The 26,907-nt window shown below is 39.4% G+C and carries 20 protein-coding genes, 1 tRNA gene and 1 other RNA gene; 11 read left to right on the top strand and 11 right to left on the bottom strand.

Annotated elements, in window-relative coordinates:
* Positions 1–327 precede the first annotated feature (327 nt).
* Positions 328–508, top strand: a non-coding RNA gene (ssrS, locus tag AC0UA9_RS08925) — 6S RNA.
* A 121-nt stretch (positions 509–629) separates the two neighbouring features.
* Here the strand turns inward: ssrS and AC0UA9_RS08920 are convergent.
* The gene (locus tag AC0UA9_RS08920) at positions 630–2,690 is read right to left on the bottom strand and encodes a putative bifunctional diguanylate cyclase/phosphodiesterase (protein WP_475659359.1); all 2,061 of its coding nucleotides are present in this window, start codon (positions 2,688–2,690) and stop codon (positions 630–632) included.
* Positions 2,691–3,570: 880 nt separating this feature from the next.
* Between AC0UA9_RS08920 and AC0UA9_RS08915 the strand changes: the two genes are divergently transcribed.
* The 4 genes from AC0UA9_RS08915 (at position 3,571) to AC0UA9_RS08900 (ending at position 6,328) form a co-directional block, all read left to right on the top strand.
* Positions 3,571–4,479, top strand: coding sequence for a fructosamine kinase family protein (locus AC0UA9_RS08915; RefSeq protein ID WP_475659346.1), 909 nt, complete (start codon positions 3,571–3,573; stop codon positions 4,477–4,479).
* Positions 4,480–4,491: 12 nt separating this feature from the next.
* The gene (locus tag AC0UA9_RS08910) at positions 4,492–4,698 is read left to right on the top strand and encodes a CPXCG motif-containing cysteine-rich protein (protein WP_475659344.1); all 207 of its coding nucleotides are present in this window, start codon (positions 4,492–4,494) and stop codon (positions 4,696–4,698) included.
* Between the two features lie 91 nt (positions 4,699–4,789).
* Positions 4,790–6,157 (top strand): MATE family efflux transporter, encoded by a 1,368-nt coding sequence (locus tag AC0UA9_RS08905; protein WP_475659343.1) that lies wholly within the window; start codon positions 4,790–4,792, stop codon positions 6,155–6,157.
* 94 nt (positions 6,158–6,251) lie between these two features.
* Positions 6,252–6,328, top strand: a tRNA-Val gene (locus AC0UA9_RS08900).
* Between the two features lie 99 nt (positions 6,329–6,427).
* Here AC0UA9_RS08900 and AC0UA9_RS08895 read toward each other — a convergent pair.
* From AC0UA9_RS08895 to AC0UA9_RS08860, 8 genes are all read right to left on the bottom strand, one after another.
* Complete coding sequence (locus AC0UA9_RS08895) at positions 6,428–7,117, bottom strand: ABC transporter ATP-binding protein (protein ID WP_475659342.1); 690 nt, start codon at positions 7,115–7,117, stop codon at positions 6,428–6,430.
* On the bottom strand, positions 7,114–8,316 hold the full coding sequence (locus AC0UA9_RS08890; RefSeq protein WP_475659340.1) for an ABC transporter permease: 1,203 nt from the start codon (positions 8,314–8,316) through the stop codon (positions 7,114–7,116). The genes AC0UA9_RS08895 and AC0UA9_RS08890 overlap by 4 nt, the downstream gene beginning before the upstream one ends.
* Positions 8,316–9,410, bottom strand: coding sequence for an efflux RND transporter periplasmic adaptor subunit (locus AC0UA9_RS08885; RefSeq protein WP_475659337.1), 1,095 nt, complete (start codon positions 9,408–9,410; stop codon positions 8,316–8,318). Before AC0UA9_RS08885 ends, AC0UA9_RS08890 begins: the two co-directional genes overlap by 1 nt.
* Positions 9,411–9,552: 142 nt before the next feature.
* A complete protein-coding gene (locus AC0UA9_RS08880; RefSeq protein ID WP_475659336.1) occupies positions 9,553–10,446 on the bottom strand; it encodes an MYG1 family protein in 894 nt (297 codons plus the stop codon).
* A 182-nt stretch (positions 10,447–10,628) separates the two neighbouring features.
* Positions 10,629–10,880, bottom strand: coding sequence for a hypothetical protein (locus AC0UA9_RS08875; protein WP_475659335.1), 252 nt, complete (start codon positions 10,878–10,880; stop codon positions 10,629–10,631).
* Positions 10,881–10,957: 77 nt separating this feature from the next.
* Complete coding sequence (locus AC0UA9_RS08870; protein WP_475659334.1) at positions 10,958–11,263, bottom strand: putative signal transducing protein; 306 nt, start codon at positions 11,261–11,263, stop codon at positions 10,958–10,960.
* An 81-nt stretch (positions 11,264–11,344) separates the two neighbouring features.
* Entirely contained in the window at positions 11,345–12,349 is a 1,005-nt protein-coding gene (locus AC0UA9_RS08865; RefSeq protein WP_475659332.1) for an LLM class flavin-dependent oxidoreductase, read from the bottom strand.
* A 116-nt stretch (positions 12,350–12,465) separates the two neighbouring features.
* Complete coding sequence (locus AC0UA9_RS08860; RefSeq protein WP_475659331.1) at positions 12,466–13,737, bottom strand: hypothetical protein; 1,272 nt, start codon at positions 13,735–13,737, stop codon at positions 12,466–12,468.
* 322 nt (positions 13,738–14,059) lie between these two features.
* Here AC0UA9_RS08860 and AC0UA9_RS08855 point away from each other — a divergent pair, with 322 nt between their 5' ends.
* Positions 14,060–14,539, top strand: a complete 480-nt coding sequence (locus tag AC0UA9_RS08855; RefSeq protein ID WP_475659330.1) for a DUF2947 family protein — start codon at positions 14,060–14,062, stop codon at positions 14,537–14,539.
* The gene (gene rlmF / locus AC0UA9_RS08850; RefSeq protein WP_475659328.1) at positions 14,536–15,459 is read left to right on the top strand and encodes a 23S rRNA (adenine(1618)-N(6))-methyltransferase RlmF; all 924 of its coding nucleotides are present in this window, start codon (positions 14,536–14,538) and stop codon (positions 15,457–15,459) included. Before AC0UA9_RS08855 ends, rlmF begins: the two co-directional genes overlap by 4 nt.
* Here the strand turns inward: rlmF and AC0UA9_RS08845 are convergent.
* A complete protein-coding gene (locus tag AC0UA9_RS08845; protein WP_475659327.1) occupies positions 15,452–17,638 on the bottom strand; it encodes a sensor domain-containing protein in 2,187 nt (728 codons plus the stop codon). The two genes, rlmF and AC0UA9_RS08845, sit on opposite strands and share 8 nt — an antisense overlap.
* 252 nt (positions 17,639–17,890) lie before the next feature.
* On the opposite strand from AC0UA9_RS08845, the gene AC0UA9_RS08840 reads away from it, so the two are divergent.
* Entirely contained in the window at positions 17,891–18,334 is a 444-nt protein-coding gene (locus AC0UA9_RS08840; protein WP_475659326.1) for a hypothetical protein, read from the top strand.
* Positions 18,335–18,488: 154 nt separating this feature from the next.
* Positions 18,489–20,081 (top strand): ABC-F family ATPase, encoded by a 1,593-nt coding sequence (locus AC0UA9_RS08835; RefSeq protein WP_475659325.1) that lies wholly within the window; start codon positions 18,489–18,491, stop codon positions 20,079–20,081.
* 66 nt (positions 20,082–20,147) lie between these two features.
* Here the strand turns inward: AC0UA9_RS08835 and AC0UA9_RS08830 are convergent, their stop codons facing one another.
* Positions 20,148–21,809, bottom strand: a complete 1,662-nt coding sequence (locus tag AC0UA9_RS08830; RefSeq protein ID WP_475659324.1) for an FMN-binding glutamate synthase family protein — start codon at positions 21,807–21,809, stop codon at positions 20,148–20,150.
* A 509-nt stretch (positions 21,810–22,318) separates the two neighbouring features.
* On the opposite strand from AC0UA9_RS08830, the gene AC0UA9_RS08825 reads away from it, so the two are divergent.
* Both AC0UA9_RS08825 and acnA read left to right on the top strand, forming a co-directional pair.
* On the top strand, positions 22,319–23,683 hold the full coding sequence (locus AC0UA9_RS08825; protein WP_475659323.1) for an NAD(P)-binding domain-containing protein: 1,365 nt from the start codon (positions 22,319–22,321) through the stop codon (positions 23,681–23,683).
* Between the two features lie 411 nt (positions 23,684–24,094).
* Positions 24,095–26,845, top strand: coding sequence for an aconitate hydratase AcnA (gene acnA, locus AC0UA9_RS08820; protein ID WP_475659321.1), 2,751 nt, complete (start codon positions 24,095–24,097; stop codon positions 26,843–26,845).
* Positions 26,846–26,907: the final 62 nt, after the last annotated feature.

The raw sequence follows: 26,907 nt of genomic DNA, 5'->3' as shown, positions 1-26,907 counted from the left end.
TAACTTATTAAAACGTCCTGTTGGTTAAGCTTTTTGGCTGAACCCCTTGGAACTGGAGCGCATTGTAGAGAGTTTTCAGAATGGTTCAAGCTTTATTTTCAAGTTTTTGTTTGTTCGCAGATAAATTACACTAAATGCGGAATTAACAGGCTAGCTGTGTGTTTTTTATCAGGTTTGCTTAGCAATATTGAATATTTCAGGCCTTGCCTATGAGATCTAGCTGCCTTGGACTAAAGCTGCAAACCTGTACTTCTGAACTTTTCAATTTTGCTCTATGGAAAATAACGTAATGGACTTGGTATTATTTTTGTTTCAGTTATAATGGTGTTTCTTCTGGGGTGTTTGTAAGTGGCTATGTCCCTGAGCCGATAAGTTTTACCTTAGGGAATTGATTATTAGCTATTGTGCAAGCCCGGCACGTATCGGGAAGCCTACGGTTAAAATGATATTCCCGCCCTGAACACACGGTGTTCAGGACTACAGTTGTTTACGGCACCTTGGAAGAACCTTTACCTACTAATCGATAAATCAATGTTACCACGCTATTCCCGCGCTTACCTCTAACAAAGCACACTGCATTCAGGCACCAGTTGTTTACGGCCCCCAGGAAGAGTCTTTCACACAAGGAATTAATGTGATCTGATTAACCATTTCTCAAATTCAGACTTACTAATAGGCTTGCTAAAGTAGTAACCTTGAAAGTATTGGCACCCATACGAAGTAAGCAAGTCGACTTGCTCTATAGTCTCAGTGCCTTCCGCAATATTTGTTAGCCCCATGGCTTGACCAATGGCAATAATCGATTTAACAAGCTCCTTGTTTCGATCATTGTCTAACCCATCAATAAATGACTTGTCAATTTTCAACACATCTAATGGCAGTTCGCTCAAGTAAGACAGTGATGAGTAACCGGTACCGAAATCGTCAAGTGCTATAGTAATACCATTGGCACGAATCTTAGATAATATATCTATTGCTTTGCTTTTATCTACTAATAACCCAGATTCTGTTAATTCAAGCTCGATCAGTTCAGGTGGAACTTCAAACCTTTTAATCAAAGTAATTAATTCATCAACAAATTCATCATTGTCAAATTGTGATGCAGTAATATTAATAGAAATTGGAATTGTATAACCTTTGCTCGCTTTCCATTCGTTCATATCCTTCAGTACCGAGTTAAGCACCCACCTTCCTAAATCATGAATAACACCACTTTCTTCTGCTATAGGAATAAATTCAGCCGGTGATACAAAACCTCGAGCCTTGCTAAACCAACGTAACAGTGCCTCTGCGCCTATGATGTCTCCTTTTCTATTAACTTTGGGTTGATAAAAGACTTCTAAACCATCTTTCCCTGCTAAGGCCTTGATTAGATCCGACTCTATTTCTCTAGCATACTCCATTTCATATAACAAAGCGGGGTCGAAAAACGTATACTTATTGCGCCCTTGGTCTTTCGCTTGCATAAGCGCATGCTCAGCAGCCCCAACAATATCTAAGTTCGCATTTAACTGCGTTGGAAATACAACGGCTCCCATAGAACAGTCAACGTTAATTTTGCGACTACCAACATGACACGTTTGAGTAACAATAGCGTTAATGGCTGTCCAGTGTACGTTGGCCAATTTTGTAATATCTGTTTTTACTTTAGGTATAATCACCGCAAACTCATCTCCACTGCATCTTGCAACAAAGACACCATCTGTGGCATAACTTCTCAATCGTTCACCGATAATTTTAATTACCTGGTCGCCTATTTCATAGCCAAACTTTCGGTTAACTTGACCAAAATAATCAAGGTCAAACAAGAGCATCAACGCTTGAGCTTTTTCGGTTATCACTTCATTTTTTGTTTTATTGATAAAGCTTAGTAACCTACTTCTATTAGGAAGTTGAGTTAGATAGTCAATGTAGGCCGTGGCTTTTAATTCATTTTGTAATGTTTCACGTCTTAATTCTGCACTAATTCTTGTCGCAAAAACATCGGTTACCGTCCGCAGCGTTTTTTCAGCTATTAATGGAGATTTAAACAGCAGGACTAACACGCCCATAGTAGTATTATTTAAACCGATAATCGGGTAGCCTATGTAAGCTTCAATGCCTTCTTGCTCAAGTATAAAATCTTGTGGGTAATTTTTTGCAACATCTGCTCTATGCACACAAGCTGCAGCCGTTAAAACATTTTCACAAGGGCTGCCTTCGCGCTCATAGGTGAAGTTGGCTATTTGTTGATTCCCCTTAAACGCCACTTTGGTTTTTATTTTTTGATTGTTTTGTTCATCAATCAAGCCAAAAAGTATAAAGTCTGCATTGGAAAATTCAGACATCAACGCAACTGACTCTTGATAAAAATTACTCCGGCCTTCTTCATTGGAAATTGTTGCCAACTTAGAAAACACTTTATGGAGTGCTTCTTTTTCTAACAGCTGTTCGTAGAGTATTTGTGATTTTTTCTTGAACCCTCGAATGATCATACCCACAACAAATAGTGAGAGCACTGTCATTGGCACTCCCCCCATATAAACCAATGCAGTTTGTTGGCGGTCAATAAGATAGCCAATATAGCTGGATGCTACTTGCAGAATAATTGTAAGAATTATGATTATTGATAATTCGGTTTGTGTACGTTTATAAAAACGAAAAGCGGTAAAGGCGAGAAATGTTGTCGCAATACCATAGCCTAAATGCATAAACAAAAAATAAGCCCCAGTATCGCCCAAGAGCAGGTATGCAGGTTCTGAAAATATCGTTTCATACGAAAGAATTTCAGTGCTTAAGCCATACCTCAAGGAACCTTCAGACCATAAATTCAAAAATAATAACGGTAGGGAAAAACCGGAAAATAATAAAGTTACTAATTTGGTATATTTATATTGGGTCCAGAATCCAAATATAAAGACATACAATGGAAACCCAAGAATAATACAGGTTAAGTGTAACTTGCTTAGTCCTAAACTCTCATTTAGATCAGAAGAAGATAATAGTGCTAGCGAAATCCAATGATAGGCAAATAATAATACATTCAATATGGCCAAAGCTAAAAAGTGATATTTTCGCTTACTTATTCCGGATAATAAAATTGAGAGAGCGCAAATAGCATTTATGCTCATCAATATGCTATAGAATACTGCCACTTAATACCTCGGTTTTATTGTAAAATATCCATGTCATATCAATATTTTTACTTCCTAGCAATTGTTTTGCCGTTTTTAGACATTACGCCATATGCTTATTAAACCAAGATAATCGGGTAAAAGTGAGACCTACCTCATTATTACTGTTATTTAATATATTTAACAAACAAAGCTGGTCTAAGTATGACTTATAATTAGTATCTTTATTCTCTCAAAAGTGCCAATTGCTAGTAATGTTACAGCTTGCAATTAACTCTATTAATAACAAATCATAGCCACTTATAATAAGTATCGCAATCCTAAGTTTGCTAAGAACTGTAAAGTGAATATTGGCACAATCTACTTTCATGCACTTTTCACAATATTGGCTATACTCAGCTTAATCAAGTTATGTTTATATTTGCTGTTTTAATACCGCAAAATATTGGTGATGACTATGTGGTATCAAATAGAAGAAGCGATCAGCACTGAACTAGGTGTTCCGTTTAAGATCAAAGAAAAGCACGCATTGACGTCAGGTTTTTCCAGTAGTCACCCTGTTGATATGAATGTTCACCCACTGAATTTATCTTTTAAAATATCAGACAATGAGCGAAGTTACTTTATAAAACTAAACAGTAAAGAAAACCTAATTAACTTTCAGGCAGAAGCCTATTCCTTACTACAACTGCAACAACTCACTGATATTGCCTGCCCAAAAGTAACAACCATAGGGACAAGTTTAGATAAAAGCTTTCTTGTACTTGATTATGTTAAGTTCAGCCATGCTAAACCCATGCTCTGGTACAAGCTTGGCCAACAACTAGCCCAAATGCACAAAGAAACACACCATGGTCAATTTGGTTGGCAACACGACAACTTTATTGGTAGCACGATTCAACCTAACCATTGGAGCAGTAATTGGACAACTTTTTTTTCCGAGCAACGGATTGCTTGGCAACTACAATTGCTGAGCGAAAAGTCTATTTTATTAGGCAATATAAGCCACATTGCGAACGTTTGTCATACTGCTTTATTAAACCACCCTGTTGCACCCTGTTTAGTGCATGGTGATTTATGGCAAGGCAACACAGGGTTTACTGTAGAGCAGGGAATGCTCTTTGATCCAGCCTGCTATTATGGCGATCGTGAAGTAGATCTTGCTATGACTGAGCTTTTTGGTCAATTCCCTGATGACTTTTATCGCGGTTATCAAGCTGAGTACCCATTAGCTAGTGGGTATAACCAACGAAAAATAGTTTATAACTTTTACCATGTTCTTAACCATGCCAATATTTTTGGTGGCATTTATATAGACCAAGCAAAAGCAATGTTATCAAAAATTATAGCGGCAACAAGGCATTAGTGGAGTACTATTATGAGTAAAGAAATGAATGAAAAGCGAATTGCATGTCCACATTGTGGACACCATTTAACAGTGAGCATTGACGCTTCTGGCGGCGATCAAAATTTTTATGATGACTGCCCAACCTGTTGTAACGAAATCCATTATAATTTACATGTTGACGAGTATCATCAAAAAATACAGCTAGCCATTGATAGTGACGACGAGCAAGTTTTTTAATGACTCCTTGTTTAATAGTTGCCAGCATTAGCCTTCTTCAATATGATACATCCCTTGCTTTTTTCATCCTATTGTCTACTGTTAAAATTTAATGAACCTTACTTCTTTTTATACTAATGCTAAAAGTTTAGCAAAACTCACCTACCCTATTTTAGTTGCACAACTGATTCAAAACTTAATGGGTTTTGTTGATATTGTAATGGCTGGCCGTGTAAGCGCTGTTGATATGGCCGCTGTTGCGGTAGCAAATAGTATTTGGTTACCGTTAATATTAACCATTTATGGCTTAGTTATGGCGCTTGCTGTAATTGTTTCTCAACTTGCAGGCGCAAAAAACTACCTGGCCATTAGTGAACAAACTTACCAAACCGCGTGGATTGCACTTACTTTAGGTCTTTCACTTATTGGCTTGTACTATATACTTGCCCCACTTATCGCACCAGCAATTGAATTAGAAGGTAATTTGAAACCCTTACTATTTGATTACTTACGTTATATTGTTTGGGGCGCTCCAGGTTATTGCCTTTACTTAGTGTTGCGAAACTACTCAGAAGGGTTTTCTTACACTAAGCCAACTATGATTATTAGTATTATTGGTTTAGTAGTTAACATTCCTGCTAACTACATCTTTATTTATGGCGAGTTTGGCGCACCCGCATTAGGTGGGGCGGGTTGTGGTGTAGCGACAGCCATTGTTTATTGGGCAATGTTCCTTGGTATGCTGGTATACGCCTTTAGCTCTAAAGTATTAAAGCAAGCATCAATTTTTGATCAGTTTTATTGGCCAAATTGGTTTGAAATAAAAATGATCTTACGCTTAGGGACACCTATCGCACTATCCTTATTATTTGAAGTAAGTTTATTTGCTATTGTTGCTGTTCTTTTACTGCCATTTGGTGCGCAAGTGGTTGCCGCCCATCAAGTGGCACTTAACTTCAGTGGTTTAATCTTTATGGTACCACTAAGTTTGGCCATGGCCACCACAATAAAAGTGGGTAATGCAATCGGTGATAATAACCAACAACAAGCAAAAGACTATGCTCGGCATGCTATTTGTTTAGGCTTACTACTCGCGTTATGCACAGCCATTATAACGGTATTATTTAGAACTCCCATTGTTAGTATTTACACCGCTGAACTGCCGGTAATAGAGCTTGCTGCCAACATCATGCTGTTAGCAACCCTGTATCAGTTTTCAGACACAGTGCAGGTGGTTTCTGCTGGTGCGCTCCGCGGTTATAAAGACACTAAAGCTATTTTATATATCACCTTTATTTCGTATTGGTTAGTTGGCTTAACCATGGGCTTGGTGTTAGGCACCACGGATTTCATTGTACCTAAAATGGGCCCATACGGTTTCTGGATTGGTTTTATTGTTGGCTTATCTACCGCTGCGGCTTTACTTGCTTGGCGTTTAAAGGTAGTTCAAGGTCGTCTTGCTATAAAAATAAGCAGTTAAACTTTTTTTAGCTAAATTTAAACAAAAGCGCTTGCAAGCGCTTAAGTAGGCGGCTAACATAGCGCTCGTTACTTAATATGATTAAGTATTTTTTGCTCGCTTAGCTCAGTTGGTTAGAGTACTTGCATGACATGCAAGGTGTCGCTGGTTCGAGTCCAGCAGCGAGCACCAAATTTTATGAAGGCTACCTACGGGTAGCCTTTTTTGTTTCTGTTACGAAAAAACAGCAATACAAAGGCAGTGCTTATACCAGTAAGAAGAATATTTTTGCTATGCGCTTGCTATTTTACCATCCACTATTCGCACAATGTCATCACAGTTTGCGGCGATGTCGTTGTCATGAGTAGATATTAAAAACGTCGTATTATCTGTTTGGTTAATATCACGAAGCAAAGTCATTACTTGTTTTGCTGAGCCTTGATCTAAATTGCCCGTGGGTTCATCGGCAAACACCAGTTTGGGGTTATTTATCAGCGAACGTGCAATGGCGACACGCTGCTTTTGACCACCCGATAATTGTTTGGCTAAAAAATGACTACGGTTACTTAGGCCAACTTTATCAAGTAATAATAAAGCGCGTTTTTTAATGTCTTTTGTTAATCGCCCTTTTGGGGCGGCAGCAGGAAAAGCCACATTTTCTAATGCGGTAAAGTCGGGTAATAAATTGTGGTATTGAAAGACAAAACCAAGGTGTTGATTACGGTAGTTAGACAGCTCGGCGTCTGATAAATCAATTAATGAGTGCTCTAACAGCATTAACTTGCCCGATGTTGGCCGCATTAATAAGCCAAGAATATTTAACAAGGTTGACTTACCTGAGCCAGAGGCTCCCTGTAACGCAATCATTTTTCCATGCGGTATTGCTAAGTCAATACCTTTAAGTACACAGGTTTGGTGATCACCATTACGAAAGGTTTTTATAATGTTGTTAGCAAGCAGCAGTGTACTATTGTCTATCATTGTTGAATTGCCTCTACTGGGTCGACAGTTGAGGCGGCTCTTGCTGGTAATACTGCAGCTAAGGCTGCTCCTACAATAGTCAATATAATGACCAACATATAGCCGCCCTCACTGGGCGCTATCGGTAACATTACACTGCCGTCAGCTTTAGTGATAGCGGCCAATTGTACGCATAACTGATAGCCCGCAGCCGCACCTACAAGAGCGCCTAGCGCGCCAATAAAAACCCCTTGAAATATAAATACCGCGGCGACAAACCCTCGTGATATGCCAGTGGCGCGCATAATGCCAATTTCGGCGCGACGACGATAAGTAGCCAATAAAAGTGCACTCGCAATAGAGATAACAATAGCAAGCAGTGCAAAACCCTGAATGAATTTACCTGTGCGCCCTTGAGCGTCGGTGGCGTCTTGTAAACTCTTGTTCTTTTCTTGCCAAGGAGTCGATTTTAACTGCGTCGAATTTTGTAATACCGTTGCAATAGCTGGCGCATTGGCTGGCTCTGCTACCTTTAACCCTAATAATGTGATGCCATTTGGCAAATCAAACAAAGGTCTTGCGATACTGATAGCTAAAAAGCCCACGCGCTGATCTAAACTGGCTAAACCCACTTTGAAAATTCCCGTAATTGGCAACAAACGCTCTGCGCCGCGCTCTGATTTTATTAATACGGGTGTACCAACAAATAATCCTAACTCATCGGCTAAATCAGCACCAATAATTAACCCCCCCGTTGTTAGCTCAGCAGTGCCTTTTATGAGGTAACGACTAATATTAGTAATCGCATCAATTTTACTCGGCTCAACGCCTTGAATGGCAATGGGTTGTGTTGCTTCGCCGCGCACTAAGAACGCATTGCCGTCAACAATTGGACTGACTTCAACAATACCCGGTGTTGATTCAGCAATGTCTATAATTTGCTGCCAGTTCCGTATTTGTTTGCGTTGTAAAGTAGAAACAGGTTGTGCCACAAAGCGATTGTCCTTGGTTAATACCCGCGCTATTTTGTTTGCTGGCGCTAGCTCTATATGGGCAATTTTACTGGTGGTTTCTTGTGTTAAAAAAATATTCAAGCCGTTAATTAACGCGGTAATAAAGACAAACACCACCACACTAAGCGACACACCAAGGACCAACAACAGTGTTTGTAAACTATTGGCCGTAATATAACGCCACGCGACTAACAATGAAAATGGCATTAATGAGGCTCTACCGCATTGGTTTTACGAGGATTAACGCGCTTATTGTCAGCTAACGCTTGAGCGGCAATCGTTGCGTCAACCGCAACGAACGTTTTCGAGTCAAGCCCTGTTTTTAATACTACTGAGCTTCCTGGCCAGTCAATAAAGGTGACCACATTCGATTGAATTTTTTGTTCAACAACGGTATAAACAAGCCAAGTGTCGCCTTCTTTTTTAAGTGCACTTCTTGGTACGCTTAACGCTTTATCAAAAGCTTTTACGCGTATATTTACATCAATTGAACGCCCAGGCACAAAGTTGGCATTTGCTTTATCTAACATTATGCGTGTGAGCCTTGAGCCATTTAAAGGATTTACTCTTGGCGATATTTGGGAAATAAAGCCGGTATCAACTTGTTGGTTACCTGTTGGGGCAAGTAACGCTTTCATTTCTAAGGAAAGCGCTGAGGCATATACCTCATCAATTTCAGCTTCAATTTCAACAGGGCCAAGTGAGCCTAGTTGAAAAAGCGTATCACTGAGGCTAACCACTTGTCCTTGATCTATCGGGCGGGACAATATAACACCGTCAAAAGGACTTTTTATCAGGTAATCGTTAACGCGAATAAGCGCTTGGTTACGCGCTTCTTTTGCGCCCACTAATGTTGATTTAGCAATGGCAAGATTAGCACGAGATTGGTCAAGTAATGAATCAGCAACTAAACCTTTTTGTGATAATGCAGTAATACGGTTGAAGTCTTGTTGAGCAAATTCAAGTTGCGCTTCAAGTGTATGTAAGTTGGCTTGCGCCTGTGCAAGTGCTGCTTGTTGAGTTGCTGAGCGCAACTGTGCAATAGGTTGCCCACTTTTTACTGTATCACCTTCGTCGGCTAACAAGGTGATGATTTTACCGGGAAACTCAACGCGAACATTCACCACATCTTTGGTACGAACACGCCCTACTACTGCTAATACTAATTCAGCTTTGCTAGCATTCACTTGCAAAACGTCAATATTTACTGGCGCGTTACTTTGTTCATAAACATAATTAGCAACAAACACTGTAGCGAGTATAAAACCTATGATCAAAAATAATTTTTGATATTTACCCATAACGAAAAGCAACTTCCTACTGTTTGAATTTATTATAATAAGTTAAAACAATATCCTTGGCTTTGCTACCTAAAAATTAATACCACGTTGTACAGTACTTGGCATTGCTTGGCTTAATTGGCGCTAGCAATGGTTAAAAGCATTAAGCGTCGAGTGCCATAGCTGCCATTTTCATCACACTTTCGAATGATTCAGCTCCCGCAATAAATAACCCGTTATGACAGAACAGTGCATCGTCAATGCCCGTTACGTCTTGCAGGGCTTGGTCTGCTAAACCTGCCCACGATGCGGGTAATGATTTTTTATCGTCAAAAGAGCCTGGTTCAACCGGTACTGCTTGAATTCTCCAAGGGCCTGTTCCTGATGGATAAACCATATAAAGCGCTTGTGTTGATAAAGCATGTACCGTTCTTTTCCAAGGCGTGTATTTTTCTAATACTATAACTCTTGGGTCTGCTGCTTGCGCTATTGCTTTAGCCACAATAGCTTTGGCACTAACCCCTCCTTTAGACGAGGCAATAAACCGTGTTAACACCCGTGATGCAAAGTTAACGGCTTCATTAAAACAGGTATCAAAATCTGCCTCTTCTTGCCAAGTTGGGTTAAACATTGAAATAGTTTGGCTAAGGCTTATACCTTGAATTATGCCGCTAGTGGCTTCTTTAGTGGCTTCTTCTGTGAAGCCACAGTCTATTGCATCAATTGTTGAAACTAAGCCTGCATCAACTGAATCCGCTACTTCTTGGTTACCTTGGCATAGTGCTAAACCATATTTTTTCCAAATTAAGCCAAATGATGAATAAGGAATACCATTTTTACGTTCCCCTGCTCCACCACGTTGGTGATGATCAAAACGACCAGCATCCGCGTTATATTCACCGCCAACATCAACCACTATGTCTGCTTTAGCAATTAACGCTAAATTACGGGTGCGAATGAGTTTACAACTAGGGTAAATGGTTTTAAGGGCGGCAACGCTAAAAACATCGTCTGCATGGAAGTTACCATTGTGTGTTGCTATCGTTATTTCAGTCATTTTTGAGTTATACCATAATCAGAAGAGGTTAGAAGGTTTTGAACCGTAAGGGTAAAAAAGATAATGCTAAGCTTGGGTGTAAAGTAGCGAATTCTATACTAAGCGAGGAAACAAAAATAGCGGATTCAGTCGCGAAGTTAACAAGCGTAGCGGCGATTGTTTGTATTTAATTCTGTTTAATTTTATTTAAACCACACTTTTCCGCCTATTATTTTATAAGCGGGTACACCTCTTATTAACATTTCTCTGGCAAAGACCACTTCACACTTAGGGCAAGTACAACTAATACTCGTATAGTCTACAGTTATACGCTCTTTAAAGCATTTAACTAGCGAGCCCTTGCCGCCTTTTTTATATTTATACAGTTGCTGCTGACATTGTTTACAATAAATATTTACTGTTTTATTCGGTGCTTTGGTATTAGGTTTTGCCATGATTGACGCTAAAAATCTCCGCTATGATAATGAGTTTTGCTGACATTTAATTCATTAATTTTTGCTTTAAGTTTTGGTTATCTGTTTTCAGCGCCACAGCGCCAACAAATTTCAAATGATGGTGCATTTATTTCTAAGCATTGGTGACAAAGCCAATCTTCACCTTTAGGGCTTTTTTGCGATAAATTAACGATGTTTTTCGCACGTTCAACGTCTGCATCATCACTCACCCAAACTTCGGGCCAACAATCAAAAACCGATATTTCGCCAACCGCCCCTAATGAAAATTCATTTTTTATAAAAGTGTTAATGCCTTCAGCTTCAATCAGGTTTTTAACATTGCTCACAAGAAAGATACTTTCGTTAGAGTAAACCATTTTCATCTTTAAATCCCCATAAGGTACCCTGTGTAAACTCGGCGTTAAGGCGCTCCCCTGAACAGCTGGCTAAGAGCGCGCAGCTTGTTACCTATATTCTACTTTCTCCATTAAATCCATTTCAGCCAGTAATGCTAGGCTTTTTAACCGGGCATTAATATCGTGTACGGGTACTGAGATGATCAATTCGTCTATTTTGCTCGTTTCAACAAAACGAGCTAACTTTTGCGCTACCGTTTGTTTTGAGCCCACCGCAGAGTATTGCAATGTGTGGGATAACATCGCCTGTTCAGTGCTGGTCCAATATGGGCTCATATCATCAACCGGTCGCGGGAAGGGTTTGTTGACTGCGCGGCGTAAATGAACAAATTGTTGTTGTACCGATGAAAACAAATAGTTTGCTTCTTCGTCGGTATCTGCCGCAACTACCATTACTCCCGCCATGACATAAGGTGCTTTTAATTGTGCTGAAGGTTTAAATTGGCTGCGATACAGTGTTATTGCATCAAGTAATTGTTCAGGAGCAAAATGCGAGGCAAAAGAAAAGGGTAAACCAAGCTCTGCCGCAAGTTTCGCGCTATATAGGCTAGAGCCTAAAAGCCATAAGGGTATATTGGTATTAGCGCCGGGGATAGCAATAATATTGTCATCGGTATTACTGGCTGCAAAATATTGTTGTAATTGCTGTATGTCTTGAGGGTAATCTTCAACACCTGCATTCATATTACGGCGCAGTGCTCGTGCTGTCGCCATATCGGTACCAGGGGCTCGGCCTAGCCCTAAATCTACTCTGTTAGGAAATAGTGTGGCTAAGGTACCAAATTGTTCTGCTATTACTAAGGGGGAATGATTAGGCAGCATTACACCGCCAGCACCGATTCTAATTTTTTTGGTAGCCGTACCAATGTGGCCAATAACTACTGCTGTAGCTGAGCTAGCGACCCCTTGCATGCCATGGTGTTCAGCTAACCATAGTCGGTTAAAACCACACTGCTCTGCTTTTACTGCCATACGCTTAGTGCTGTCAAGTGCCTGAGCGACAGATGAACCTTCGGCGATTGGGGCAAGATCAAGAATTGAAAAAGGGATCATAGTTATCCAAAAATAAAGACGTATACCCTATTAATTAGGGCTACTCGTCTTTATTTCAAGGGGCAAGTTAGCACGCATATCTTATCTTATACCTGTCCGTATAAGATAAGATTCACTTAACCAAAAATAGCACGCATTAGTTTGATAACGTCCTCAACACGCTTGCCTTTTTTTACTTGAGCAATAATTGAATCACGTTTATCAAGCATATATTCAGGCAAGTCTTCTGACGCTAGCGCGTTATCTACCATTTCTTCAACTGTTTCTTTACTAATTTTTCTAACACCACTGTTCGATTTTCTAGGGGTTTTGTTAAGGGCTTTATCACGCGCACGGAGGTAATTTGAATTTTGTGATAAGTCAGTACCGGCATAAAAGAATAAGTCAATGAGTATGGCGCGGTTATGCCACAAAGTCAGCTCGCGCTTGGTATCACTGTTTGTTTCACTGTGTTGTTCAGCGTTATCAACACTAAGCTCTTCGGGCGCTGGTTGGTTCCACCATGGGAAGGTACGTAACGTACCAATTAGATCGTGCCAGTATGACGAAAAGTCACTATTAGAGAGTTTAACAATCGCGAGCCCTTTGCAAAGCGCATCTATTTTATTATTATTTAAGGCAACAAATTGATCAGGACGACGCATGGCAAGTAAGCGAGTTGCCACCACTAATGGCGCTGTAATTTTTACGCTTTTTGCACTGGTATTTTCTGCTGCCTGAATTCGTGACTGCTCTGCGGCATAGTCTTTAAATATCTGCTGAAACTGCGCAGAAAACTTTTCATAATGGTCATAGTTCACAACACCCGTTAGTGGAATATGAGCTAATGCCGCATCAAATTTTTCGGGAGACTGCTCTAGTAACAAGTGAAAAACTTTCGCTCCTTTGGTGCTAGCAAACCATTCAACATCGAAGTTATAGATTTGGCTGTTATGTTTACTTGTGTGTTTACCGGCAAACGCTAAGCGGTCTTCAGTTGTTAAGCTTGCTAACGGTTTCTGGCAATGGGTACGCACATAGTCTAACAAGCGTAAACGTTCGTCTAATGCATGCAGTGTTTGTTGCTGCTCTATAAAGCTAGCAAATATTGGCCATGGTGCTATACGTGCCATTTTACATTGGCTGATAGTAAAACCCGCTTCAAGTGTGTCTTGTAGTTTTTTTAAGGGTAAAAGCTGCTCTTGGTCTAACAGCGACATATTAAGATCTTCGCGGCATAGTCGAATAAGCTCACCGCACCAGCCAGTATAATCATCAGGTCGGTTAGTAACTTTAACTGCCATCAAATTTAAGCTTAAAGGCGTTACATATTTAAGTACATTTTGATAAATCTGGTTTTCAGCAGCAGACAATGACATTTTTACAGGCGCAGACAACAACTTTTTCATTAAACGTTACACACTCTTACTAATGATAAATTTCTAGCACTATTAGCTAAAAAATAATGATGAAAGTCGCGCATAATACGCATTTATAAAAGCAATACAATAACGAGTAAACAATAAAAAACACTTAGCTTTATCTTTGTACGACTCTTGCTTAAAAATAATACTCAAGCATAAACTGCGCAGGGTTATCTATTATAGTTTAAGGACTAAGTAACCATCACATCAGGTTAAATAAAAAAAAGTAACCTCTTTTCTATATAAAATAGTATCGACTTCCGTATAATCTACTTATTCATTTGAACACAACCACAGAGCCTAACTTATGAGCTATATCCCGCTAGAGCAGTTAAAAAATGCTTGGGTGTTTAAACATAAAAGTTTGCCAATTAATACGGTAGATTTAACTAAAATAAAACCCATGGCAAAAGATCGTGCAAATGTACTGTGGGATACTTTTATCAGCCGCCAAGTAGATCATCCGGACTTTTTTAAAAAAGGAGATTGGCCGTTTGACAAAAACAATTGGTTTGAACAGGGCAAGTGGGAAGGTATTTGGGATAGCAGTGACGAACACTTACCTGATCTTATCAATACACATATTACTTGGGATAATAATACCGTTGTTTATTATTGCCTAAACAGAGACAGTATTATTGAAACAACATGGGCCATATTTAAGCGATGTTGGAAAAACTTCTTGTTTATGGACGATGGGTCAATTCTTATTGGTAAAAAACGCCAGCAAGTAGTGCAATTTACCAGTAATGGTTATTTTAAAATTGGTGAAAAACCTAAACAATGAGTATTAAGCCGGGCTTACACCCTCGCAATAAACACCGCCATGGTTACAACTTTAGTGAGTTGAGCAAGGTATACCCTGCACTATCTGTATTTATTATAAAAAATAAATACAACCAACAAAGCACCATAGACTTTAGTAACCCCAATGCGGTAAAGGCACTGAATATTGCTTTATTGAAAAAACATTATCAAATAACACATTGGGACTTCCCTGAGGGGTATTTGTGCCCCCCTATTCCTGGGCGTGTTGACTATATTCATCACCTGAGTGATTTACTAAAGAATGAGGGGGTTAAAAGTAGAGTTTCTGTCTTAGATATTGGTACAGGCGCTACTTGTATTTATCCTATTTTGGGTGCGCGCGAATATGACTGGCACTTTGTTGCTTCTGATATTGACCCTGTCTCAATAAACGCAGCAAATGCTAACCTTGTAGCCAATAATAATATTGCTAAAAAAGTTAGTTGCCGCCTACAAAAAAACAGCAAGCATATTTTCAATGGTATTATTCACGCCAATGAATACTACCATTTAACCTTGTGTAACCCACCGTTTCATCAATCATTAGCGGATGCTCGCACAGGCACAAGCCGTAAGTGGCAAAACTTAACTAAAAAGGCAAGCAAAACCCAAAAAGCAAACAGACACAGTCGCTCTTATACTTCTGATGCTTTAAATTTTGGCGGCCAAAAAGCAGAGTTATGGTGTCAGGGTGGAGAGTTAGCTTTTATTCGCCAAATGATCAAAGAAAGTAAGGTATACCAACAGCAGGTACTTTGGTTTACCTGTTTGGTGTCAAAAAAAGATCACCTGCCTAAAATAAAACTATACTTAAAAAAAGCGCAGGTTACACAAATAAACATAGTAAAAATGGCGCAAGGGCAAAAAACAAGTCGTTTTGTTGCTTGGCGCTTTAGCTGACATTGGGGTTAGTTAACACGGGTTGCTGGTAAGCACAATAAGAAAAATTAGTAATATAACTGGCTAGCGCTTCAATAGCTAAGGGCTTTGAGAAATAATACCCTTGAATATGGTCGCAACCTAATTCAATAAGTAACCGAAGTTGCTCTTTTGTTTCAACACCTTCTGCCACAACTTCTTTACCTAACGCTTTAGACATAGCAACTATGGTAGACACTAATACTTTATCTTCATGGTTAATGCAAATATCGTCAACAAAAGATTTATCAATTTTTATATAGTCTATCGGAATTCGGCGTAGGTAACTTAGTGATGAGTAACCGGTGCCAAAATCATCTAAAGCAATTTTACAGCCTGCATCTCTTAGTTGAGTGAACAGCACTTTGTTATTACGTTTGTCTGGTGCTAAAGCACTTTCTGTTAATTCAAAGCAAATGTCACTCGGCTGTAAACCATGTAGCTTAATAATCGTTAACCAGTGATCATTTTCGCTTGGGTTTAAAGGAATTTCATAAACCGAGCGGTTAATATTGAAAGTAATCTCATCAAAGCCTTGTGCTTTTAACTTTTGCAGTTGAAGGCAAGCCTCAGACAAAACAAACTCGCCTAACTCGACAATTAAAGAAAACTCTTCTGCAATAGGGATAAATTCTGCTGGTGAAATCCACCGGCCTTTATTATTCCAGCGAACAAGCGCTTCAAACTTAGTTACTCGTTGCTCTTTAAGAGAAACAATAGGTTGATAGACAACACTGAGTTGACGATTTTTTATTGCTTCAGTTAACAACCCTTTTAAGTTTAGTTGGTACCTTGCCGTATTTTGCATATCTTGGGTAAAGTAACTAAAAGAGTTTCTACCACTGTCTTTAGCATGATACATTGCTGTTTCGGCCTTTTTTATCAGCGCGTCAACATCATCTTTGTCACTAGAAAAGTCAACAATACCGATACTTAATGTACAACGAAGTATTGCATTTCTAATAGTAAAAGGTTTGCTAAAGCCAATAAGAATGCGAGTAACAACATTATTAATTACTTCGTGATTTTTAATATTATTAATTAGGATAGCAAAACCATCACCGCTAATTCGAGCAACAAAGTCGGTTGACTTGATATAACCCTGCAAGCGTTTAGCCGTTTGAATAAGTAACTCATCACCAAAATCATGGCCATAAATGTCATTAATTTCTTTAAATAGATCTAAATCCATGTACAAAATAGCGTATGAGGTGTTTTTTAATTGTGCCGTATTTACTGCGTATGAAAGCTTTTCTATAAACGAAAACCGATTCGCGATACCGGTAAGTAAATCAAAGTTGGCTTGCTTTAACACTTTAGCTTCAGCATTTTTTTGTTTCGAGGTATCAAAGAAAAAAGCAACATAATGCGAGACTTCATGGTTTTCATCGCAAATGGTATTAATGGAGAGCCATTCTGTAAAAACATTACCGTTTTTCTTTTTATTTAATATTTCACCTGACCATGCGCCCGTGCTTTTAATTTCTTCCCACATTTTATAATAAAAGCTTTTATTGTGCTGCCCTGCCGTTAAGATCTTCGGGTTTTTCCCTTGTACTTCGTCAAAGCTATAACCTAAAATTCTACTAAATGCTTTATTCACACTAGTGATACGAACATTTTTATCGCAAACAATAATCGCCTCATTACTTTCTTCTATAATTTTATTTTTTATTGTTAATTCATTAAATAGCGCTTGTTTTTCTATCTCTTTGGTAACCATGCCACTAAATAGTACAAAGAGCGCTTTTGTCTCAGATATTTTTTTGATCGGTTGGCAATACAGTGCGACTAATATTGTGTCAACTTCATTGTTATCACTGGCTACAGGTATGCCAACATAGTGAACAGTATGAGTATTTCTAAATAATTGGCCTGTTGGGTATGCTTGTTGATAATTATCAACATGGGTGAACGCTTCACGCTTATATGTTTTCTCGCAGGGCGTATGTGCTAATGCATAAGAAAAATTATTTAACACCCCTATTTGAGAAGTAACTGAAATGGTGGTTGCTGCCGTCTTATCGTTATTTAACTTAGCTACAAAAACAACATCAGCCTTAATAGCTTTTGCCAAGGTGATACATATCGTTTCAATAAAGTTGTCAGAAACTGATTGTGACAAACTATCTGTAATCGATTTTACCTGCGCTTCAACCACAATTTATTTTAATTCCTGTTAGTTAAGTAAACATTTAAAAAAATAAGATATTTTATTTATATCACACAAGACACTATTAGCAACAATTAACTTAGTAGACCTTAGCAGTAATCGTAAACAAAAAATCAAAATAAAGGCGCAAATAAAGCTTGAATAGTAGACAAAACAAGTATACTGTACATTTATACAGTTAACGTGTTTTATCCCTATTCTATTCAGTGTTCTTACTTAATATGCTTAAAGGAAGTTATAATGCTTAGTATAAACAGCAACAATATCAATGACATAGTTAGTGTTCGCAGCCAAAACGCCCCCTTAAATGGTAATTGGCTCAAGCGTACTAACGTTACCGATACCTTTGAGCTTTTTCATCAATATACCAATATTATGAACCAACATAAACAGGATAAAAAGTGGGTGCTATTTATTAATCCTGAGGTGAATTCTATAGAACAACTTGCTAACACACATGACGTAGATGTATCAAAAATATTACTAGTTAATTATAAAAATACAGCGACTAAGCGCGCAAAAATAGCCTTGACACAAATTACCTCGGTCTTAAGTAAAGGAAACTGCTCTGCTGTGGTGTTGCCAAATAGTATTTTTACTGCAGATGAAATAGCGCAGCTTGAGCACTCAGCAAAACGAGGTAAAACACACTGTTTTTTAATGGCACAATGCGCAATACATTAAAAACCGACCTGCATTAACATTTCAAGATAATACGTCATGGTAATAATACCCTACGGCAGTTAATAGCATTATATACCTTTAGAAAAACCTCTTTGTTTTTGCTATAATCGCGCGTTAAATTTCGGTAAGTTAAAAAACAATAGGATAAAAGTAAATGTTAGCAGCAAACAACATTACTCAACAATTTGGTGCTAAGCCATTGTTTGAAAACATCTCTCAAAAATTTGGCGATGGGAATCGTTACGGTTTAATTGGCGCAAATGGTTGTGGTAAATCAACCTTTATGAAAATCCTAGGTGGTGATTTAGAGCAAACTTCTGGAAATGTAAGCCTTGATACGGGTGAACGTTTAGGTAAGTTACGTCAAGACCAATTTGCATTTGAAACCTCAAGCGTTATTGACACTGTCATTATGGGTCACACTGAACTTTGGGCGGTTAAAGAAGAACGTGACCGTATTTATGCTTTGCCTGAAATGAGTGAAGCAGATGGTATGAAGGTTGGTGATTTAGAGTCTGAATACGCAGAAATGGATGGCTACAGCGCTGAAGCGCGTGCCGGTGAACTGCTTATTGGTGTAGGTATCCCTATTGAACAACACTACGGTTTAATGAGTGAAATAGCCCCAGGCTTTAAGCTACGGATATTGCTAGCACAAGCACTATTTTCAGATCCCGATATACTGTTACTTGATGAGCCAACCAACAACTTAGATATTCGCACCATTCAATGGCTAGAAGAAACACTGAATGAACGCAATTCAACCATGATTATCATTTCTCATGATAGACACTTCCTTAACAGTGTGTGTACCCACATGGCTGATTTAGATTACGGTGAACTACGTGTTTACCCAGGTAATTATGACGAATATATGTTAGCTGCTACGCAAGCACGCGCACGCTTATTATCTGATAATGCCAAGAAAAAAGCACAAATTAGTGAGCTGCAAGCTTTTGTCGCGCGCTTTTCTGCCAACGCATCAAAAGCAAAACAAGCCACGTCTCGCGCAAAACAAATAGATAAAATTCAATTAGATGAAGTGAAGGCGTCTAGCCGTAGTAATCCATTTATTCGTTTTGAACAAGATAAAAAGTTATTCCGCAATGCACTAGTTATTGAAAAGTTAAATAAGTCTTTTGGTGATAACCATGTATTAAAAGATATTTCGGCCTTGGTTGAAGTTGGTGAACGTATTGCCATTATTGGTGAAAATGGTATTGGTAAAACAACATTGTTACGTAGTTTAATGAACGAGGTAGGTTATGAGCCAAATGCTGGTGCAGTAACCTGGTCTGAAAATGCCACTATTGGTTACTATGCTCAAGATCACGAGTACGAATTTGAAAACGATATGAACTTGTTTGAATGGATGAGCCAATGGCGCCAACCAACTGACGACGAGCAAACGGTTCGTGGTTATTTAGGGCGCTTACTTTTCTCTGCCGATGACATTAAAAAGAATGTTAGTGTACTTTCTGGCGGCGAAAAAGGCAGAATGTTATTTGGCAAGCTAATGATGCATAAACCAAACATTTTAATACTTGATGAACCAACCAACCATATGGATATGGAGTCAATTGAATCATTAAATATGGCATTAGAGCAATATGAAGGCACACTTTTGTTTGTAAGCCATGACCGAGAGTTTGTTTCAACTATCGCAAACCGTATTATTGAAATAACGAACGATGGATATGTTGATTTTGCCGGTAATTACGACGAGTACTTAGCAAGCCAAACATAACAGTGAACACTTCAAGCTACCTTATTTTCTAATAACTAAGGTAGCTTACTATCAGTTTCACCTTAGTTAAACAACTGGCTGTTGACATTTTGCTTGATTAAACTCTGGCGCTTTAAGCATATATAAATCATCAACATAAAATTGCTCTGCGTTACTTGCGCGCCACCATCCTTTCCACATTTCATCGTTAATACTTTCATCAACTAACACTCTAGCAGCTAAAGGAGCAACAAGGCTTCCCATAGACATTAACGTGCCATAAGGTGAACGACGCTTTATCATTTGCGGTAACAGCTTGCTTGGATCATCTAACCCCATTGTCCCTATGAGTTCAAAAAAACTCGCTAATGTATTGTGATGATAATTTTTTACACGCTCACTTTTAACCTTAACATCAATGGCTTTAATTCTTGCTGGATCTTGTGTTGTGATCCCCGTAGGACAGCGGTTAGTATTGCAATGTCTTGCTTGAATACAACCTATTGCTAACATCATTGTTCTAGCAGCATTCACAATATCTGCGCCTGCAGCAATTTTAGCAACCAAGTCAAACCCCGATGCGGTTTTACCTGACGCAATAATTTTTATTTTATCACGAAGCCCTACACCAACAAGTGCATTATGGACGACACCAATTCCTTCTAAGGTGATTAAGCCAAAGTGGTTAGAAAATTCAACCGGGGATGCACCTGTCCCTCCTTCTGCGCCATCGACAGTGATAAAGTCGGGGGTAATATTGGTTTCTAACATAGCCTTACAAATGCTCAAAAACTCAGCAGGATTACCAATACACAGTTTAAAGCCAACCGGCTTTCCACCACTTAAATACCGTAATTTTTCTACAAAAGCCAATAGTTTTTTAGGCGTAGTACACTCTGGATTAATCGCTGGTGAAACACAGTCTTTGTCTTTTGAGATATGCCTAATACGAGCAATTTCATCGGTAATTTTTGCTTTTGGCAGAACCCCGCCATGGCCTGGCTTAGCACCTTGACTTAATTTTATTTCAATCATTTTAATTTGGGGTAAACTCGCTGTTTTTTGAAAGCTAACTGGGTTAAACCGTCCGTCATCATTTCTACAACCAAAAAGCCCAGTACCCAACTGCCAGACTAAATCACCACCATGTTTTAAATGGTAAGGACTAACTCCCCCCTCGCCAGTGTTGTGATAACAACCGGCTTTTTTTGAGCCTGAGTTGAAAGCTTCAATGGCATTTTTACTGAGCGAGCCAAAACTCATGGCTGATATATTAAGATAAGACGCTGAATAAGGTTGCTTACAATGACTGCCGCCAATCGTCACTCTTTTAGCCTCTTCTTTTACCTGCACTGGTGATAATGAATGCCATAAGCTTAAGTAGTTTTCTTCAATCAGATCACGTTGCGTACCAAAGGCGACCGTATCTAACTCATTTTTAGAGCGACTATAAACTAAGGTTCGTTGCTCTCTGTTAAAGGGTAACTCTTCGGTATTATTGGCAATAAAGTATTGTTGTATTTCCACTCGAAAAGATTCCAAAAAGTACCGCAAATAAGCAACAACAGGGTAAAGACGGTTTAAACTGTGGCGGCTATAAGAAATATCATAAAGGCCAATAAGGCTATAACCTATTGTGAAAAAAAGTAAAAAAATACTAAGACTACTGCCACTATACATATAAAAGTAGCCTGCTGAAAAGTTGCCTAAGGTTACAATAAGCCAAAGGGACTTTTGCATTATGGTCATGAAGTTGTCCTATAAAATAATAATAACGAAATTAACTACCATGTTAGATAATATCACTATTTACTTATTGTTTAATAGCGAATCAGCTAGGCGCTCGTTTTTTATTATAAATAAAAAAGCAATGGCGTTAGTCTCTATATTTGCCACTTAGGGTATTAAACCAATTATGCCCAATTACCCACTTTTACCTGAGGTTTTAAGAAGTTCGCCAATATTAAGCTTAAGTATGCTATTATACCATCTCAACAAGAGTTCTTCTTGCTAGATAGTTTGATAACTTACTCGAACTTTCTACTTTTATTGGTGTTCTATTCACCTGGGCATTTTGTTTATCCTAACAAATACTGTCTATATTTATTACTGTGCCATCAATTATCCGATTTGGCACATATCACTGCGGAAATTTATCACGGGCCTGTTTAGGTCAAGCCGATATTTTCTTCGCATTTAGTCGTCGTGCTGGTTGCATTACCTAAAGCACGATTAAATTCCTTTTAACTGGAGTAACAATGAGTTTTAGAGTTGCCATTTTAGGTGCTGGCCCGAGTGGTTTGGCGCAATTACGAGCGTTTGAAGCAGCCCGCGATGCTGGTGCTGCTATTCCTGAAATAGTTTGCTATGAAAAGCAAAGCGATTTAGGTGGCATGTGGAACTACACATGGCGCACAGGCCTAGACGCTTACGGCGAACCTGTCCACGGTAGTATGTATCGTTACTTATGGTCAAACGGCCCAAAAGAGTGCTTGGAATTAGCCGATTATAGCTTTGAAGAGCACTTTGGTCGCCCTATTCCATCTTATCCTCCTCGCCCCGTATTACGTGATTATATTATGGGCCGCATTGCTAAGAGCAATATGCGACAATACATTCGTTTTAATACAGCAGTGCACTGGGTCGAGCATAACGAGGCGACAGATAAATTCTCTGTTACGGTCAGGGATCTCAAAAAAGATGAATTGAACACCGAAGAGTTTGATCATGTTATTGTGGCGACAGGGCACTTTTCAACACCTAATGCTCCCTACTTTGAAGGGCTAGAACAGTTTCCAGGCCGTGTTTTACATGCCCATGATTTTCGTGATGCCTGTGAATTTGCAGGTAAAGACCTATTACTTATCGGCAGTAGTTACTCTGCTGAAGACATAGGTACTCAGTGCCATAAATACGGTGCTAAATCAGTCACCTTTAGTTACCGTTCAAGCCCAATGGGTTTCGACTGGCCTGAATCTTTTAGTGAAGTACCTTTATTGACAAAAGTTATAGGTAAAACAGCACATTTCAAAGATGGGTCTAGCAAAGATGTCGACGCGATCATTTTATGTACTGGCTACCAGCATCATTTTCCATTTCTCCCCAACGATCTGACCTTAACAACACATAATTGCTTATACCCCAAAGGATTATATAAAGGGATTATTTCTTTAGCGAACCCTAAACTAATATTCCTTGGCATGCAGGATCAATATTACACTTTTAATATGTTCGACGCGCAAGCTTGGTATGCACGCGATGTAATGCTTGGCCGGATTTCACTGCCCAAAAATGATGAGATGCAAGCTGATAGTAAACAATGGGTTGATCGCGAATATAAGCTGGTAAATGCTGAAGATGAAATTGATTTCCAGGCAGCTTACATACTCGATTTAATCGCATCGACTGACTACCCAGCCTTTGATGTAACCCGTGTTGCAGAAATTTTCAAACAGTGGGGTCACGACAAAGAAGCTGACATACTCGGCTATCGCAACAAAAGCTACCGCTCTACATTAACCGGCACTATGGCGCCATGTCATCACACACCATGGATGGAAGCAATGGATGACTCTCTTGAGGCTTTTCTTGGCGATGGTAAAACCCCAGCAGTAAAAGAATAGTACCAGCCCTTTAGCACCTCCCCAGTTGGTAGCAAAATGCTGGGGGGTGCGCTGCTAGCAGATTTTAATAACGTTATTTTTTAATGGTTCTATTTAACATTTTTCTCATAAAAACTTTCAAAAAATCAACTACAAACCTCCAGTTCCATTCGTTTATACAATAACGATTATCAAAGTGCAAAGCAGAAAATCAAATATGGTTGTATAGTGTATAAAGTGTGCTCTATAGCTTAGACCAACCTGTATACTTTTAAGGAGCGATTATGCCACAGTATCTTTAGCGCAATTAATGAAGTGATGCCAATAAGCAAACTGTTTTATGTCGCCCTATCAAATTTCGATCTTGTTATGCTAGTGTAGCTTTATAAGCTTAACCTGATGTGTTTATTTATATAAAATGGAGAGTAACTCATGCCCAATTCAATTCAATGTTTGAAGCAGCTTAAAATTAATGGTGAAACTTGTAATTATTATAGTTTTGATGGTTTAGCTGATAAATATGATCTTTCACGCCTTCCTTTTGCAGCCAAAATTCTCTTAGAAAATTTATTACGACACGCAGATCGCGACTTTGTTCAACAAGCCGATATTGAAACTTTAGCTCAATGGGATGTAGAAAATTGGCAAGACACTGAAATTGCTTTTGTGCCCTCCCGTGTTATCTTACAAGATTTCACTGGTGTACCTGCTGTAGTTGACCTAGCAGCGATGCGTGATGCCATTGTAAAAATGGGCGGTAAAGCAGAAAAAATTAACCCGTTAAACCCGGTAGAGCTGGTCATTGATCACTCGGTGATGGTCGATGTCTTTGGCCAAGCCGATGCAATGGAACAAAACACCGCTATTGAATTTCAGCGCAACCGAGAACGATACCAGTTTTTACGTTGGGGACAACAAAGTTTTGATAATTTTAAAGTAGTCCCTCCTGGTCGCGGTATTGTTCATCAAGTTAATCTTGAGTACTTAGCGAGAGTAGTATTTAAAAAACCCGATGAAAATAATTTACTTTACCCAGACACTTTAGTTGGCACTGACTCACACACCACCATGATTAATGGCTTAGGTATATTAGGCTGGGGAGTTGGTGGTATTGAAGCTGAAGCGGCTATGTTAGGCCAGCCTGTCACTATGCTATTACCTGAAATTGTCGGCTTTGAATTAACGGGTAAACTACCCGCGGGAACTACTGCGACTGATTTAGTATTAACGGTAACAGAGCAATTACGTGCTGCTGGCGTGGTTGGCAAGTTTGTTGAATTCTTTGGCTCTGGGTTAGATCAACTTACCTTAGCTGACCGAGCAACCATTGCCAATATGGCGCCTGAGTACGGCGCAACTTGTGGAATTTTCCCCATAGATCACCAAACGACCGACTACCTAAAACTAACAGGTCGCGACTCTGATCATATTGAACGTATTGAATCTTATTTAAAAACCATGGGCATGTGGGGGCTTGAATCTCAGCAAGGTGCGGTTTATCACAGTCAATTATCATTGAACCTTGAACAAGTAGTACCGTCAATTGCTGGCCCCAAACGACCACAAGACCGAATTTCACTTGACCAAGCTGGTTTAGCTTACCGAGACTGGTTAGCTTTACAGCATGGCGTTAAGCAAACAGACTCGGGCGATAATGCAAACCTAAATGAATGTAGCTTTGAAAGCGAAGGCGGCTCTCCTTCACCACTGCAACCTACAAGCTATGGTGACGCTGGCGTACCTTGTCAATATAACGGTGAAGACTTCATCCTAAAACATGGCTCTGTTGTGCTTGCTGCAATAACCAGCTGTACCAATACCTCTAATCCTTCTGTTTTAATTGCCGCTGGTTTATTAGCTAGGAATGCCAGACAACGAGGACTTAACGTAAAACCTTGGGTTAAAACCAGCTTAGCACCCGGCTCGCAAGTGGTTACCGACTATTTATTTAAATCAGGCTTAAATGCAGATTTAGACGCATTAGGTTTTCAATTAGTAGGCTATGGCTGTACTACCTGTATTGGTAATTCAGGCCCTTTACCAACCGAGATCAGTGAAGCGATTCATCAAGGTGATTTATCAATTACCTCAGTATTATCGGGCAACCGTAACTTTGAAGGGCGCATTCACCCCGAAGTACAGGCCAACTATTTAGCTTCTCCTCCTTTGGTTGTTGCTTATGCTTTGGCTGGTAATATGAAAATAGATATGACTACTGAGCCTTTAGGTAAAGATAGCTTAGGAAAGCCCGTTTATTTACAAGACATTTGGCCTGATAGCCAAGAAATACAGCAGGTTATCGACAATGTGATCAACAGTGATATGTTTACCTCTCGGTATGCCGATGTTTATAGCGGTAATGAAGACTGGCAAGAAATGCAAATAGTTCAAAGCCAAAAGTATGATTGGCCAGACTCTACTTACGTTAAACTTCCGCCATTTTTTGACAATGTTTCAGCCCAAATACCTGACATTAAACCGATAGCGAATGCTCGGTGTTTATTAAAACTTGGCGATAGTGTCACCACTGATCATATATCACCTGCTGGTTCAATTGCGCTCGACAGCCCTGCTGCTGAATACTTGCAAGGTGAAGGTGTTTCACCGAAAGATTTTAACTCTTATGGTTCAAGACGTGGTAATCATGAGGTTATGATGCGCGGCACCTTCGCCAATGTACGTTTACGTAATTTATTAGCACCCGGCACAGAGGGCTGTTGGACACGAATGATGCCAACAGGCGAACAAATGAGCGTATTTGATGCTGCGATGAAGTATCAACGAACAAATGTTGCGTCAATTGTATTGGCGGGCAAAGAATACGGCACCGGTAGTTCACGTGATTGGGCTGCTAAAGGCCCTGCTTTATTAGGCGTTAAAGCTGTTATAGCCCAAAGCTATGAGCGTATTCATCGCTCAAACCTCGTTGGTATGGGTATATTGCCTTTACAATTTATGCCGGGTGACAGTGCTGACTCCTTACATCTGACCGGCGAAGAAGAGTTTAGTATTCCAGCAGTAAGCAAAGGGCAAAAAACAGTCGTTGTGTCTGTCAAGTCTGAAGGTGGCAGCGAACGTTCATTTGAAGCAAACATTCGAATTGATACACCAAACGAGTTTAGTTATTACCAACATGGCGGTATATTGCACTATGTACTGCGTAATTTAGCTAGCTCGCACTAGTCGAGTTTTAGTCATTATTATAGCAACGAGACGATCACAGTTGCTTTGTCACAGTTGAGAGG

This window comes from Colwellia sp. F1 (assembly GCF_056238625.1).
This window is presented reverse-complemented; position numbering and strand designations above follow the sequence as displayed.

What these genes read in the sequence shown, in the direction of transcription:
- AC0UA9_RS08920 (WP_475659359.1), bottom strand. Translation starts at nt 2,690, where the DNA reads ATGCATTTAGGCTATGGTATTGCGACAACATTTCTCGCCTTTACCGCT.
- AC0UA9_RS08915 (WP_475659346.1), top strand. Translation starts at nt 3,571, where the DNA reads ATGTGGTATCAAATAGAAGAAGCGATCAGCACTGAACTAGGTGTTCCG.
- AC0UA9_RS08910 (WP_475659344.1), top strand. Translation starts at nt 4,492, where the DNA reads ATGAGTAAAGAAATGAATGAAAAGCGAATTGCATGTCCACATTGTGGA.
- AC0UA9_RS08905 (WP_475659343.1), top strand. Translation starts at nt 4,790, where the DNA reads ATGAACCTTACTTCTTTTTATACTAATGCTAAAAGTTTAGCAAAACTC.
- AC0UA9_RS08895 (WP_475659342.1), bottom strand. Translation starts at nt 7,117, where the DNA reads ATGATAGACAATAGTACACTGCTGCTTGCTAACAACATTATAAAAACC.
- AC0UA9_RS08890 (WP_475659340.1), bottom strand. Translation starts at nt 8,316, where the DNA reads ATGCCATTTTCATTGTTAGTCGCGTGGCGTTATATTACGGCCAATAGT.
- AC0UA9_RS08885 (WP_475659337.1), bottom strand. Translation starts at nt 9,410, where the DNA reads ATGGGTAAATATCAAAAATTATTTTTGATCATAGGTTTTATACTCGCT.
- AC0UA9_RS08880 (WP_475659336.1), bottom strand. Translation starts at nt 10,446, where the DNA reads ATGACTGAAATAACGATAGCAACACACAATGGTAACTTCCATGCAGAC.
- AC0UA9_RS08875 (WP_475659335.1), bottom strand. Translation starts at nt 10,880, where the DNA reads ATGGCAAAACCTAATACCAAAGCACCGAATAAAACAGTAAATATTTAT.
- AC0UA9_RS08870 (WP_475659334.1), bottom strand. Translation starts at nt 11,263, where the DNA reads ATGAAAATGGTTTACTCTAACGAAAGTATCTTTCTTGTGAGCAATGTT.
- AC0UA9_RS08865 (WP_475659332.1), bottom strand. Translation starts at nt 12,349, where the DNA reads ATGATCCCTTTTTCAATTCTTGATCTTGCCCCAATCGCCGAAGGTTCA.
- AC0UA9_RS08860 (WP_475659331.1), bottom strand. Translation starts at nt 13,737, where the DNA reads ATGAAAAAGTTGTTGTCTGCGCCTGTAAAAATGTCATTGTCTGCTGCT.
- AC0UA9_RS08855 (WP_475659330.1), top strand. Translation starts at nt 14,060, where the DNA reads ATGAGCTATATCCCGCTAGAGCAGTTAAAAAATGCTTGGGTGTTTAAA.
- rlmF (WP_475659328.1), top strand. Translation starts at nt 14,536, where the DNA reads ATGAGTATTAAGCCGGGCTTACACCCTCGCAATAAACACCGCCATGGT.
- AC0UA9_RS08840 (WP_475659326.1), top strand. Translation starts at nt 17,891, where the DNA reads ATGCTTAGTATAAACAGCAACAATATCAATGACATAGTTAGTGTTCGC.
- AC0UA9_RS08835 (WP_475659325.1), top strand. Translation starts at nt 18,489, where the DNA reads ATGTTAGCAGCAAACAACATTACTCAACAATTTGGTGCTAAGCCATTG.
- AC0UA9_RS08830 (WP_475659324.1), bottom strand. Translation starts at nt 21,809, where the DNA reads ATGACCATAATGCAAAAGTCCCTTTGGCTTATTGTAACCTTAGGCAAC.
- AC0UA9_RS08825 (WP_475659323.1), top strand. Translation starts at nt 22,319, where the DNA reads ATGAGTTTTAGAGTTGCCATTTTAGGTGCTGGCCCGAGTGGTTTGGCG.
- acnA (WP_475659321.1), top strand. Translation starts at nt 24,095, where the DNA reads ATGCCCAATTCAATTCAATGTTTGAAGCAGCTTAAAATTAATGGTGAA.